General features: G+C 66.0%; 14 protein-coding genes, 1 tRNA gene and 1 pseudogene. 5 read left to right on the top strand and 11 right to left on the bottom strand.

From position 1 onward, the window contains the following. Positions 1 to 44 precede the first annotated feature (44 nt). The 4 genes from DL544_RS01325 to DL544_RS01310 form a co-directional block, all read right to left on the bottom strand. Positions 45 to 1,697: a M28 family metallopeptidase gene (locus DL544_RS01325; protein WP_139728054.1), complete on the bottom strand. Its 1,653-nt coding sequence runs from the start codon at positions 1,695 to 1,697 to the stop codon at positions 45 to 47. Positions 1,698 to 1,802: 105 nt separating this feature from the next. Then, complete coding sequence (locus DL544_RS01320) at positions 1,803 to 2,735, bottom strand: MBL fold metallo-hydrolase (protein ID WP_005420590.1); 933 nt, start codon at positions 2,733 to 2,735, stop codon at positions 1,803 to 1,805. Between the two features lie 156 nt (positions 2,736 to 2,891). Then, complete coding sequence (locus DL544_RS01315) at positions 2,892 to 3,194, bottom strand: hypothetical protein (protein WP_139728052.1); 303 nt, start codon at positions 3,192 to 3,194, stop codon at positions 2,892 to 2,894. Between the two features lie 203 nt (positions 3,195 to 3,397). Continuing rightward, the gene (locus DL544_RS01310) at positions 3,398 to 4,693 is read right to left on the bottom strand and encodes a tryptophan--tRNA ligase (RefSeq protein ID WP_139726623.1); all 1,296 of its coding nucleotides are present in this window, start codon (positions 4,691 to 4,693) and stop codon (positions 3,398 to 3,400) included. A gap of 108 nt (positions 4,694 to 4,801) precedes the next feature. Here DL544_RS01310 and DL544_RS01305 point away from each other — a divergent pair, with 108 nt between their 5' ends. After that, entirely contained in the window at positions 4,802 to 5,602 is an 801-nt protein-coding gene (locus DL544_RS01305) for a hypothetical protein (protein ID WP_139726622.1), read from the top strand. Positions 5,603 to 5,675: 73 nt separating this feature from the next. On the opposite strand, the gene DL544_RS01300 is transcribed toward DL544_RS01305, so the two are convergent. The 3 genes from DL544_RS01300 to rocF form a co-directional block, all read right to left on the bottom strand. Beyond that, positions 5,676 to 5,897 (bottom strand): CsbD family protein, encoded by a 222-nt coding sequence (locus DL544_RS01300; protein WP_004153772.1) that lies wholly within the window; start codon positions 5,895 to 5,897, stop codon positions 5,676 to 5,678. Positions 5,898 to 6,104: 207 nt separating this feature from the next. Continuing rightward, positions 6,105 to 6,242 (bottom strand): entericidin A/B family lipoprotein, encoded by a 138-nt coding sequence (locus tag DL544_RS01295; protein ID WP_005407710.1) that lies wholly within the window; start codon positions 6,240 to 6,242, stop codon positions 6,105 to 6,107. Positions 6,243 to 6,405: 163 nt separating this feature from the next. Next, the gene (gene rocF / locus DL544_RS01290) at positions 6,406 to 7,326 is read right to left on the bottom strand and encodes an arginase (RefSeq protein WP_005420594.1); all 921 of its coding nucleotides are present in this window, start codon (positions 7,324 to 7,326) and stop codon (positions 6,406 to 6,408) included. A gap of 275 nt (positions 7,327 to 7,601) precedes the next feature. On the opposite strand from rocF, the gene DL544_RS01285 reads away from it, so the two are divergent. Next, the gene (locus tag DL544_RS01285; RefSeq protein WP_139726621.1) at positions 7,602 to 8,051 is read left to right on the top strand and encodes a hypothetical protein; all 450 of its coding nucleotides are present in this window, start codon (positions 7,602 to 7,604) and stop codon (positions 8,049 to 8,051) included. Between the two features lie 55 nt (positions 8,052 to 8,106). Here DL544_RS01285 and DL544_RS21480 read toward each other — a convergent pair whose 3' ends face one another. Together DL544_RS21480 and DL544_RS21475 are read right to left on the bottom strand one after the other, a co-directional pair. Next, positions 8,107 to 8,463, bottom strand: coding sequence for a DUF3011 domain-containing protein (locus tag DL544_RS21480; protein ID WP_255313027.1), 357 nt, complete (start codon positions 8,461 to 8,463; stop codon positions 8,107 to 8,109). Then, entirely contained in the window at positions 8,448 to 8,876 is a 429-nt protein-coding gene (locus DL544_RS21475) for a hypothetical protein (RefSeq protein WP_255313026.1), read from the bottom strand. Before DL544_RS21475 ends, DL544_RS21480 begins: the two co-directional genes overlap by 16 nt. Before the next feature lie 596 nt (positions 8,877 to 9,472). Between DL544_RS21475 and DL544_RS01275 the strand changes: the two genes are divergently transcribed. From DL544_RS01275 to DL544_RS01265, 3 genes are all read left to right on the top strand, one after another. Beyond that, positions 9,473 to 9,874 (top strand): hypothetical protein, encoded by a 402-nt coding sequence (locus DL544_RS01275; RefSeq protein ID WP_139726620.1) that lies wholly within the window; start codon positions 9,473 to 9,475, stop codon positions 9,872 to 9,874. Between the two features lie 291 nt (positions 9,875 to 10,165). Then, complete coding sequence (locus tag DL544_RS01270) at positions 10,166 to 10,765, top strand: hypothetical protein (protein WP_139726619.1); 600 nt, start codon at positions 10,166 to 10,168, stop codon at positions 10,763 to 10,765. A gap of 302 nt (positions 10,766 to 11,067) precedes the next feature. After that, entirely contained in the window at positions 11,068 to 11,910 is an 843-nt protein-coding gene (locus DL544_RS01265; RefSeq protein ID WP_139726618.1) for an XVIPCD domain-containing protein, read from the top strand. An 83-nt stretch (positions 11,911 to 11,993) separates the two neighbouring features. Here DL544_RS01265 and DL544_RS01260 read toward each other — a convergent pair. Then, positions 11,994 to 12,069 (bottom strand) — tRNA-Thr (locus tag DL544_RS01260). 40 nt (positions 12,070 to 12,109) lie between these two features. Continuing rightward, positions 12,110 to 12,957: pseudogene (locus DL544_RS22285) on the bottom strand (SPOR domain-containing protein). Positions 12,958 to 12,961: the final 4 nt, after the last annotated feature.

Here is a 12,961-nt window from a genome sequence, read left to right as displayed (position 1 = left end):
CCTCCGGAAAGAGCAGGGAGTTGCCGGCCAGCGGCCGGCATTACTCAACGGCGGGCCGCTTCGCTCTTGTCGCGCGCGCCGCGGAACTCCGATTCCTTTTCCCACGTCGGCCAGCGGCGGCTGTTGGCCAGCTCGGCACCCAGGTCGTAGACCAGCAGCGTGTCGGCAGCGTGGCCGCTCGGGTTCCAGCTCGGCGTCCAGGCATCACAGGCCTGGTGGTAGCAGTCGGCGAAGTACTTTTCGCGCAGCGCGCGGCCGCCTTCAACGCCACCGTCCAGCTTGTCCAGGCCCGGGCCGATGGTGATCGCCGGCACGCCCAGGCGGGCGAAGGCAAAATGATCGGCACGGTAGAAGAAGCCGGCTTCCAGGTTCGGGTCCGGACTGTAGCTGCGGCCACGGGCCTTGGCCACGCGCTCCAGATCGCCTTCCAACGACACCCGGCCCTTGCCCCATGAAGCAATGTCGCGGGTCGGGCCATCCGGGCTGAACATCTCGATGTTCAGCACCGCAGCGGTCTTGTCCAGCGGCGCCAGCGGGTGCGCAGCATAGTAGCTGGCCCCCAGCAGGCCCTTCTCTTCAGCGGTCAGCGCCACGAAGTACAGCGTGCGCTGTGGCTGCGGGCCGGCAGCGAACACCCGACCCAGCTCCAGCACCGTGGCCACGCCGGTGGCGTTGTCGATCGCACCGCGGCGGATGCGGTCCCCCTTGGCGTCGGGCTGACCGATGCCGAACGCATCCCAGTGCGCGGAGAAGATCACGGCCTCGTCAGCATGTTCACCACCGGGCAGCTTGGCGACCACGTTGCGGGTCACCACCTGCTCGCGCTTGAGCGCGAAATCCACGCTCAATTTCGCGTTGTCCAGTGCCACCGGGCGGAAGTCGGCACGCATCGCCTTGCGCTTCTCCGCATCGAAGTCGAGGCCGGCGTCGGCGAAGATCGCCTCGGCCAGCTCGCGCTGCATCCAGCCGCGCAGCGGGGTGTGCTGCGCCATCGCTTCGGCGTGGCCGCGCTCGATGTCGAACAGCGGCGAAGTGCCCGAGCTCTTTACCGTGGCCCAGCCATACGCGGCCGGCGCGGTCTCGTGCACGATCAGCACGCCTTCGGCACCCCGGCGTGCGGCTTCCTCGAACTTGTAGGTCCAGCGGCCGTAGTAGGTCACCGCCTTGCCATCGAACGCGCCCGGCGCATCGGCCTCGAAGTCGGCGTCGTTGATCAGCACCACGGCGATCTTGCCGTGCAGGTCCACGTCCTTGTAGTCGTTCCAGTGGCGTTCCGGTGCGTCGATGCCGTAGCCGACGAACACCAACGGTGCATCCTTGATCTGCACGCGCTTGCGCGGCTGCAGGCTCTGCAGGGTCACGTCCACGCCATTGGCCAGCGCACGCTTGCCCTGCTTCAGCGACAGGCTGGCCTTGGCCTCACCCTCCAGCTGCGCGCGCACCAGCGGCACTGGCTGCACCCAGCTGCCGTCCACGCCGCCCGGCTGCAGGCCAAAGCTGCGGAACTGCTCGATCAGGTACTGCACCGTGCGCTCTTCGCCCTCGGTCGCCGGTGCGCGGCCCTCGAACTCATCCGACGCCAGCACACGCACATGCCGCGACAGTGCCTGCGGATCGATGCCGCCACCCGGCAGGTCGTTGGCCGCATGGGCCAGGCCACCGACAAACAGGCAGGACGACAGCAGCAACACGCGCATCGGATTCACGGCAGTACCACGGCTAGCTTGGAAGTCACCAGAGTGTAACGTGGTCGTGACACCACGGCGCGGCTTGGGCCTGTGTCATCCACGCATGGCGTGGATCTACCTGCTGATGCGATCCAGCCAGCAGGCCAGGCCCTGCGCGTTGAGTTCGATGTCCATCGCCAGCACGGCAATCACCGCCGCATCGTCCAGCGCACAACCATGCTGCTGCGCCCGTTCCAGGTACAGCGCCTGCAGTGCCGCCAGCAGGCAGCGGTGGCGGTCCGGGCGGCCATCGCACTGGCGGCCGATCGCGGCCATCGCATCGATCTGCTCGAACAGGTCCGCAGCCAGTTTTTCCACCTGCTGCACGCGCCCATAGTGGGTCAGGTACATCGCCTGCGGGCCGTAGCCCAGCATGCGTCGGATCGAGGCCTTCATCGCCTCCGGGTCGAACTGCACCGGCGAGGAAGTCGGGAAGATGAAAGCGCCCTGCGCGCTGTCCAGCTCGCGGTAGGAGATGCCGAACGTATCGCCAGTGAACCAGCTGCGGCTGCGCGCATCCCACACGCAATAATGGTGCAGTGCGTGGCCCGGCGTGTGCAGCAGCACCAGCTCGCGGCCAGCGAGATCGATGCGGTGGCCGTCTTCGGCAACCACCACGCGGTGTTCGGGAATCGGCTCGATGCGGCCGTAGCTGCGCGCGATCTCTTCGGCGCCGTACACCGCCGTCGCACCCGCAATCAGCCGGGTCGGGTCGATCATGTGCGGCGCACCGCGCGGATGCAGCACCGCCTTCGCATTCGGCAACTGCTGCATCAGCAGGCCTGCACCACCGGCGTGGTCCAGGTGCACGTGCGTGAGCAGCAGCCAGTCCACGGCATCCACGCCCAGGCCAGCGTCCACCAGCGCCTGCAGCATCGCCGGCACAGACAGGCCGGTGCCGCAGTCGACGAAGGCCGCGCGGCCGTTTTCAACGATCAGGTAGGCCGCGTCGAAGTCCGGGCGCTGGAAGCCGGTATCGATGGTGTGGATGCTGGGATCGGCGGTCATCGGCACGCACCTGGCAGTCTCGGAAACAGACGCCCATGGTAGGCGCGCAGGCGGCCCGGGTTCGATGCGGCTTTGGTCGGGTAGTGCCGGCCGCTGGCCGGCAACCTCGGGATGGCCGGGAGAATGCATGTGCCGGCCAGCGGCCGGCACTACCGATCAGCCAGAGCGCAATCCGAACCGCGGCCGCAGCAGCAACGCCAGCACCAGCACCGCCAGGAACGCGCCATAGGCATACAGCACCGCCAGCACCTGCGGCCAGATCGGGCCGGCGCCGGGCTGCACCACGCCAATGCGGTAGCCCCACAGCATCGACACGATGCTCAGCGCGAACGCCACGACCAGGGTGGTGCCATCGAACAGGCACCGCCGCGCGCTGCGCGGCTGGCGCGGAAACAGCCAGTACAGGCTGCCCAGCAGCAGGAACCAGGGCAGGAACAGCAGCAGCGACAACCAGGCCATCGCAGACTCCATGTCATCGCGCCAGAGGCGCGCGGACATCATGCCATGGGTGCTGTGCCACGGTCGTGCCGGCGGGGTCTTCCCTGTAGAGCCGAGCCCATGCTCGGCTGGGTAGCAAAGCAGCCGAGCGTGGACTCGGCTCTACAGAGGCGGAGCCGGGTCGAGCATGGCTCGACTCTACAAAGGGCAGGCAGGCCCGGCGATCAGGCCGCTTCGCGCAACGCAGCCAGGGCGGCCAGCACGGCGTCCACCTCGGTTTCCAGCTTGAACAGCTCGCTCTGCAACTGGTCGCCCTGCTCGGCCTGCTTGATCACCGCAATCAACTGGCCGGCATCGCGTGGCGAATCGAAGCCTTCGCTCTGGATCAGCAGCGTGCCGTCACCGGCGGTCAGCTTGAAGTAGAAGCGGCCGTCCTTTTCGCGGTACTGCTTGAACTGCGGCGGCGCCACGCGGGCCACGCCGGCATCTTCGCTGGCGATGTCACCGGCACTGGACAGGTCACGCAGGCCCACCGCATGGCGCAGCTCGTCCAGCAGCGGTGCCGCCAGCTGCTCGCGCAGCTGCTGGCCACGGCGCTTGAGCAGCGCTTCGATCTTCTCCGGCTCGGCCATCAGCGCGTTGTAGCGCTCGCGCAGCGGCGACAGCTCGCTGTCGATACGCTCGAACAGCTGCTGCTTGGCGTCGCCCCAACTGATGCCGGCGGCGAAGGCCCTGGCGAATTCCGCGGTCTGTTCCGGCGTGGCGAACGCCTGGTACATCTGGAACAGCGCCGAGCCCTCGGTTTCCTTCGGCTCGCCCGGTGCGCGCGAGTCGGTCAGGATCGAGAACACCAGCTTCTTCAGCTCCTCGCGCGGCACGAACAGCGGAATGGTGTTGTGGTAGCTCTTGCTCATCTTGCGGCCATCCAGGCCCGCCAGCGTTGCCACCTGCTCATCGATCACCACGTCCGGCAGCGGGAAGTACTCCTTGCCGTACACGTGGTTGAAGCGCTGGGCGAAATCGCGCGCCATCTCGATGTGCTGGATCTGGTCACGGCCCACCGGTACCTGGTTGGCCTTGAAGATCAGGATGTCGGCGGCCATCAGCACCGGGTACATGAACAGACCGGCGCTGACGCCTGCGTCCTCGTCCACGCCTTCCTCGCGGTTCTTGTCCACTGCCGCCTTGTAGGCGTGCGCGCGGTTGAGGATGCCCTTGCTGGCGATGGCGGTCAGGAACCACATCAGCTCGGTGGTCTCACGGATGTCGCTCTGGCGGTAGAACCACACGTGTTCCGGGTCCAGGCCGCAGGCCAGCCAGCTGGCCGCGATCTCCAGGGTCGCGCGCTGGGTGCGCTGCGGGTCCTGCGACTTGATCAGGCTGTGCAGGTCGGCCAGGAAGAAGAAGCTCTCGATCCCCGGCGCGCGGCTGGCCGCGATCGCCGGACGGATGGCGCCAACGTAGTTGCCCAGGTGGGGCGTGCCGGAGGGGGTGATGCCGGTAAGGACTCGGGTCGTCATGACTGCGTGGGGTAACCTTCGATGAACGGGGCCAGTTTACCTTGCACGCCACCAACCCCGTCAGGGCCTGCGGCGCGTTCATTCACGCAACCCCGCTGGAGACGCCCGATGAAACGCCTGCTGCCCCTGCTGCTGATCCTGCCCCTGGCCGGTTTCCGCCCGGCTCCCCTGCCGCCGCCGGTGTACGACGGCGGCCCCGTGCGCATGGCCCTGGTCGACCGCGACCGCGGCACCGAACTGCGCAGCTACCCTGCCGAGGGCCAGCGCTGGGTGGCCGGCGAGCGCGGCCACCGCTACACCGTGCGCCTGTACAACGACAGCCCGCGCCGGGTACTGGTAGTGCTGTCGGTGGACGGCGTCAACGCCATCTCCGGCGAGGATGCCGATCCCTCGCAGACCGGCTACGTGCTCAATCCCGGCCAGCGCGCCGACATCACCGGCTGGCGCAAGAGCCAGGACGAAGTGGCGCAGTTCGTGTTCAGCAGCCCCAGCGGCAGCTATGCCAGCCGCACCGGCCGCCCGGACAACATCGGTGTGGTCGGCGTGGCCGTGTTCGAGGAAGCGCGTCGCTGGCGCCCCGAGCCGATCCTGCGCCGTGGCCTGCCGCCGCCGGCTCCAGCCGCACAGGCCGAAGCGGCGGCCGACGCCAGTGCCAGCCGCATCGAGGGTTACGCCAGCAAGTCGCAGGCCCCGGCGCTGGGTACCGGCCATGGCGCATGCGAGCAATCCTCGGTACGCGACACCGACTTCGAACGTGCCAGCCGCAGCCCTGCACAGGTATTGCAGCTGCGCTACGACAGTGCCCGCAACCTGCGTGCGCGCGGCATCCTGGTCGATGCGCCCTCGCGCCTGCCGCGCGAACCGCAGGCGTTCCCCAACCGCTACGTGCCGGACCCTCCGGCCCGCTGATCGTCCCGCGCAGACAACACGACGCCCGCAACCTCACGGTGCGGGCGTCGTGATGTGGGGGAAACCGAAGCGCTTACTTGTAGTCCGGGTAGTCCTTGCTCACCGCGTCCTGGAACTCACGCACTTCCTTCTCCGCGCGGTCCTTGGCCCAGCCATAACGTTCCTGCAGGCGGCCGGCCAGATACTCGGCATTGCCTTCGGCCACATCGAAGTCGTCGTTGGTCAGATCGCCCCACTTGGCCTGGGCCTTGCCCTTCAGCTGCGACCACTTGCCGGAAATGATGTCTTTGTTCATTGCTGGGAGTCCTTGGTTGCAACGGCGTTCTTACCGTGGCTCCAGCTTCGCGCAGTCGCTGTTGAGTACCGGTCAACCGGCAATGAAATGCACGCTCACCTGCTTGAATGGTTCACTACGCTTCGACACGTACGCTGCAGAGAAACGCGCAAGCAAAAAGGCCGGGGAGATCCCCCCGGCCTTTTTGCTTTCCGTTCCACTTCAGGCTCAACGGCCCTTGGCGGCATCCTCAACCTTTTCACCGGCCTTCTGCACGTCCTTGCCGGCACCGGCCACGGTGTTGCAACCGGCCAGCAGGGCCACCGAGAACATCGACAACAGCATCAGGGCAACTACGCGCTTCATGGGCTTCTCCTTGGGTTCGCCGCTATACCGCTTCATTCGCGGATGGGATTCTTTCGCTCGGCGGGAGGGCACCAATGCCCACTGCCGCCGCGTGAAGTGCAATCTGGCGGCAGGGGCGTGGAGCGGGCGTGAACGGTTCGGCGATCCGTTCAGCAGGGGGCGGTCAGTCGCGCATCAGGGTGGACTTGCCGAACAGGCTTTCCACCAGGTCCACGGCCAGTTCGGCGGTGGCATTCTGCTTGTCCAGCAAGGGGTTGAGCTCGACGATGTCCAACGAACCCATGCGCCCGGTGTCGGCGATCATTTCCATCACCAACTGCGCCTCGCGGTAGTTCACCCCGCCCGGCACCGTGGTGCCCACGCCCGGCGCGATGCTGGGGTCGAGGAAATCCACATCGAAGCTGACATGCAGATGGGTGTTCTCATCAATGCCGGCCAGCGCCGCTTCCACGGCACGCTTCATGCCGTTCTCGTCGATGTAGCGCATGTCATAGACATCCACCTTGTGGGTCTTGATCAGGCGCTTCTCCTCCGGGTCCACCGAGCGGATGCCGATCTGGTGCATCTGCGCCGGGGTGATCGCCGGTGCGCTGCCGCCCAGACGGGTCAGCGCGTCCGGGCCGAGGCCGCACAGGCAGGCCACCGGCATGCCGTGGATGTTGCCCGACGGCGTGACATCGCTGGTGTTGAAGTCCGAATGCGCATCCAGCCACAGCACGCGCAGATTCTTCCCCTGCTCGCGGCACCAGCGCGCGACGGCGGTGATCGAACCGATGCCCAGGCAATGGTCGCCACCGAGCATGATCGGCATGCGCCCGGCCTGCAGCTCGGCGTAGCTGGCTTCCATCAGTGCGCGATTCCAGGCCACCACCTCATCCAGGTGGCGGTAGCCCTCCACCGGCGCGGTCCACGGGTTGCGCGGGCCATCCAGGTTGCCCACGTCGCGCACGTCCACGCCGCGCGCTTCCAGCGCCTCCGGCAGGCCCGCCACGCGCAGCGCCTCCGGCCCCAGCCGTGCGCCGCGATGGCCCGCACCGACATCGGTGGGAACGCCAATCAGGGATACGGAAATGGGATGGGCCATGGGTGCCTCCTGCGGTGCGGAAAAAGAAGCACAGTCTAGCCAGAGCTGTGTGACACCACTCGCGGCGGTGCAGCAGGGCATGGGTCAGATCGTCGCGGCCTGCCAGCCGTATCCGGTCAGGCATTCCAGCGCTGGGTCGTCAGGAATTGGACCTTCCGCGATCCACCTCACATCCCGGTCGGTTTCGCCTCTTACGCAAGGCTGTTGTTGTGTCCACGCTGCGCAGGCACCCTGAAGGTGCCGCCTCACTTCCTCAATCATGGAGCACCACGCGCATGAAACATGCACTCAATGGACTTGCGGTACTGGCAATTGCCCTGGGCGGACTGTTTCCCGCCGCTGCCAGTGCACCCTCGCAACGCATCACGCATACGGTGACCTCCGATGCGTATCCCATGCAGACGGCAGGCGCACGCCAGGTACTCGACTGGGTGGCGCAGCGGGTGAAGCCGTCGTTCGCCCCGCAGGGCTACGGCAACGTACAGGTGGAACGACAGGCAGTCTCCGTAGGCCGTGCGTCTGCACGCTCGGACGAATCGATTCCCGGCAAGCTGCCGGACCAGGGCATTCCCGGTGAGATCTACCGGGTGGAAAACCTGCTTCCCGACGGCTCCATCCAGACGTGGGAATTCACCTGGGTGGAGCCCTCATCCGGCCATGGAGGCGGCTGGGATGTCACCGGGTACTCCTACAAGAAGGGAAATGACCCGGTGAACCAGCAGTAGCGGAACGGGGGCAACGCGCACCGCGCTGCCCCCTTAGACACGCCGCCGCCGCGCCTCAACCGCCGCGGCGGCGAACCGGCGTCAGGCTCTGCACCTGACCGTTGTTGCGCATCATGCACAGGAAACGGCCATCGGGATAATCGATGATCAGTTCCTGGTAATCGCTGCCCACCGGCATCTGGGTGACCAGCGCGCCCTGAGCGCCCTTGCGCATGTTGCAGGCGCCCAACGCGGTATCGCCTGCCGGCGCCGGGGTGGTCACCGAAGACACATTGCGGAACACCGCGCGGCAGCCGCCATTGACCCACACCGAGTGCCGGGACAGGCCCCAGTTCTTGCCTTCCTCGCATCGGGTGCGGCTGAGCTGGCGCACGATTTCCACATTGCCGCGGGTATTCAGATCGCACGACACCTGCTGCTGGCCGGTGGATTCGCAGGTGACTTCGCGGGTAGCGCGGCATCCCCGGCGGCAGCGTCGCGAGGGCGAACGCTGTTTGCGGCGGGCGCAGGTGCACCACTGCTACTGACCTGGCAAATGCCATTGGCGCCGCCACGGCCGGTGTAGCTGATCTGCGGCGTGCCGTCATCGCTGCGGCTGATCGACAACGTGATACCACTGTTGGCATCGCGCGCTTCGAAGTAGCGGTCGTTGAAGCGTTTCAGCGCCGCCTCGCGGCCCTGCACGTAGACGGGGCCGCCTTCGTCGGCGTGCACATCGATACCGCCCGGGCAGCTGGCGTTGAAGAACGGCACGGCGGCCATGGCCGGGGCCACGAAAGCGGTGGACACCAGTGCGACGGTGAGCGATAGGGCATGGCGACGCATGTGCGGATCCCGAAGGGGCCCAGGGTGGGCGTGTGGCGGCAGTATGCGGTGGGGCGCTGCGGCCTGTCCGTGAGGAATATCAAGAACCCGGCGGCGCGCGTGGGGATTCAGGTCTGATAGGGTGTTCCTGGAGCCCTGCCGGGGCGGTTAAGCCAGCTTTACGTCGTGGGCCGCGATGGGCCGTGCGACAGCAATGGCACAGCCGGATGTATCGTGGTTCGCGGCACTGCGCGAACTGTCGCTTCTGGCATTGCACTGCTCGAAACAGGCCAATCGCGATAATTCATTTTTCCTTTCAGATCTCCCGATGCCATCGAAACAATCGACTGGCAGACGGGGATTTCGCCTGCGCATGATGAATCGCCACCTGCAGAGGTGGCCGGGTCTTCCAAGCCCGTTTGATTGAAGCTGTATACGCTTGCCAGCCGGCGTCGTCCTTCCAGGTGCGGCGCCGGCTGGCAATCCGTTCGCCGATCGACGGCGGGCGGTGCGTGGGGGCCCTGTGCCCGCCGGCTCATCGATCTCCGGTCTTGGAAGCCACGCATCGCCCGCCACCCTATCGTGGCGGCACCTCTGTTCCTGACGAGGATGCCCGCATGTCCAGAACCAACCACCCATACCTGACCGCCACCCTGGGCGAGGCCGCCCTGCGCCTGCCGCCCGAACTGGCGCAGCCATTGGAAGCCGCTTTCGCCGCTGCGAACGAAGCGCCTGCGTCCATCAACCTACCCAGCTGCCTGCAGCGCATCCGCGTCGGTGATGCTGCCGACGGACAACCGTGGCAGGGGCCCGCCAGCACACCCGGCCAGGCCGTGGCCGCCGCACGCCGGGATCGCGCTGCGGTGGGTTTGGTGTCGCTGTTGGAGCTGTACCACGCCGCCGAGCGCGTGCGCGTGGACGGGGAAGAGAAGGACGACATCGGCGACGGCACCCGCGAAGGGCTGATGCTGGCCTGCCGAGGGCTGGCGGAGTATGTGGCGTTGCAGATGCGTAGCTGAGGCTGCTGCGGTCGCAGTGTGTGTGTGTGCGGCATTGATCGAAGGATCTGCCCGCGCCATACAGTGAGTTGACTCACCGGGTTGGGACGAGAAAACCAGCGAATGGCGGTTTCTTCATTTTCGTTCCATCGCCTTTGCGACTGGCGCCGCGCCGACGCATCATGCTCGGCGCATGCCCATGCTGCTCTGGCATGCAAGCGCACACCCAAGGCACGGATCACGGACCCAATCCGCAGTCAAAAGATGCTGTGCTAGATTCAAGAGCGTGACAGTGGCGCGAGAGATGCTTTCATGGATGCGTGGGTCGAGAAATGCGATTCTTCATCAAAACGCGGACTTCGGCGCCGCCTCTGGATCGCAGCGCGTCGTCGCCTCGCGATCGTTATTCCGGCGCTGGTGCTGACAGCATGTTCGAGCGCCGCGACGCCGCCCCCATCAGATCATGTGAATCAAAGACAGGCCATCAAATCAGGGAGTGAAGCTGGTATGGAGCGATTCAAGAACAGCATCGAGCGATTGTCCAATGTGCGTTTTGGCGATATCGATGCGTTGAACGAACAGCTTCACACGCATCTTGGAAAACCGACCCGGCAGGGCCTGAGAGACGAGCGAACCGCAGAACGTGGAATGTTGGGCGGCCTTGAAGTTCGGAACATCTCACTGAGAAGTGCTGTCGATAATCCTGCGCAGGCGAAGCTGACCTTCGATGTCGCGCCACCGAGCGTCGCGCTCAAAGAAGTCATCTGGGAGGGAACCGCGCAATATCCACCTCGGCCTGATGCCCCTGACTCACGCCCTTACTGGACCGCGCCAGTGAACGGTGCTGAGGTTGTACTCACTCTGGCCCCTGACAATGCGACATTGACCCACGTATTGATCAGTCAGCGTTGACCCCCAGGCAGGAGCTCCAACATGGAACGTACTGAAGACTCTGTACTGCCGCAGCCGCAGGGGGGCCTCGCCCAGGACCCGAACGTCGGCCGGACTCCCCGTTAGCTGACCCCTCGCTGGCGCCGCTTCTAGCGAAATCCCCAACACTTCGGGCGGGTCTCGCACAGGCCGAGCGCGACGATCTGGAGGTTGTCTGGGGACAAGCCGGTAGGGGCACCTATCTTGTTCCCGGTGAGAAGATCGTTATTGACGAGAACGCGGTTGGACAAGGCTCCAGAATCGCGCGCTCTCTTTCACACGAGGTGGGGCACCATCTCTTCACCGAACGTCCCGATCCGACGTCCAAGCAAACCTATGTAAACACCCTGCTACGCGGAGAAGCCGCTGCGACGCTCAGTAATGTCCAGGTCCAGCGTGAACTCATTGCGGCCGGTGGACCGGACATTGGCGTGTCGGGTACGGGTAATCGACCGCAACAGTATGGAGCCATTGCCGTTGAACTCCAGGCCGGGCGGATCAATCGAAACCAGGCACTTGGACAGATCGCTGAGGTGTTCAAAACGGAGGCTCCTTCTGTTGGTCCTCATGCGACATACGAGCTTTACTATGGCGCGCACTATGATCAGCACATAGCACCCACGCAGCGTCGACGTAGGCCCGAGCCAGAATTTGACGCCGAGCGCACTTCGGCTGCGGAAAGAGACGCCGTGGTCGCCGACGACTCACTCTCAGTGCAGCGAACAGCTTCCTCAGTAGCTGAACTCGGAAACGCTGACCGCTCTCTCTACATGCAGATAAGAGCGGGTGTGGAACGCTTGGACGCCGAGAGCGGGAAGCAGTGGGATGAGTCGAGTCAGCGCATATCCGCGAGTCTGTTGGTGCTCGCGAAGGAGCAGGGGTTTTCAAGAGTTGACCACGTTGCATTGAACAACCCGACAGAGTCCCTTGCACGTGGCGAGAAAGTATTCATCGTCGAGGGGGCGATGGACGATCCTGCCCAACGCCGTGGAACCATGAATATGATGGACGCGCTTCGCGTTCCTGAAGCAGAGTCCCTTCATCGCGCTGAAGCGTTGGCCGCAAATCTTGAACAGCAGCCGGCGCAGCAGGTTCATGCGCAGGACGGGCCATCGTTTTCAAGGTGAGGCTGTCGAGAAAACAGCTCTGCCGCCCTTCGAACCACCGGGCAGGTACCTAGAGCAGCGCAAAGAGGCGCTGAATCTTGGGGTGGTGCCGCTTATCCGAATCGAACGGATGACCTACTGTTTACAAGACAGTTGCTCTACCAACTGAGCTAAAGCGGCATGGGTGGTGCACCGGCGGCAGCGCCGCGGTCAGGGGATTCTAGCGCAACCGCGTGCATTCCAGCGACCGGCTCTGCGCCGCGCCGCTGCGCTGCTGGGCCTGGGCCGGCTGCGTGCCCGCCGCCAGCTGCCCTTCCAGCCACCATTGGCCGGCGTCGTCGCTGGCGACCAGGCGCGGCTGGAAGCCGGCGGCCTGCACCGCCGCCATGCGCCGTTCGGCGCCTTCGCGGTTGCGGTACTGGCCCAGCGCCACGGCGTTGGCCTCCTCACCCTGGCTGATGATGTAGTAGTCGCTCAGGCCGGCGGCGACGATGCGTTTCACGGTGGCCTGGGCTTCGTCACGGTTGGCGGCGGCCGGCAGCATCACCCGGTAGCGGGCACTGCCGCTGGCAGCGGGCTGTTCGCGCAGGCGCACCTGGCTGAGCAGCGTGCCGGCCTTGCCCTGCGCGCTGCTGGCGGCGGCGCGGTCGGCGAACGGGCCCAGCGCGACGCAGCGCGGCGGCTCGGCGGCCGCGGGCGGGCTACGGGCTTTTCCGCTGCCGGAACGGGTGCAGGCGGTGTTACCGGCTTGGCAGCGGCAGCAACCAGCGCAGCCTCAGCCACCTGCGGCTTGGCGATCTCCGGCTTTGGCGGCGCAACGGGCGCGGGTGTCGCAGCCACCGCGGTCTTCGCCGCCGGTTCGCGCTCCATCAGCGGTGCAGTCGGGGCGGCGGCGGTGGCCTCGGCTGCGGCATTGGCATCCACGCCACCGGGCACCCAGCGCAGCTCGGCGACGCCAGCCGGTTGCGGCGCAGGCGCAGGCTTCTGCGGCGCCTCGCGCAGCAGCCACCAGCAGGCGACGCCGAGATTGAGAATGGCCAGTACGACGATCAGGGCACGGGTGAGCATGCGC

It is taken from the genome of Stenotrophomonas sp. pho (assembly GCF_006228405.1).
Taxonomy (GTDB): Bacteria; Pseudomonadota; Gammaproteobacteria; order Xanthomonadales; family Xanthomonadaceae; genus Stenotrophomonas; species Stenotrophomonas sepilia.
The sequence above is the reverse complement of the archived record's forward strand: the minus strand, read 5'-3'. Positions and strand labels throughout refer to the sequence as shown.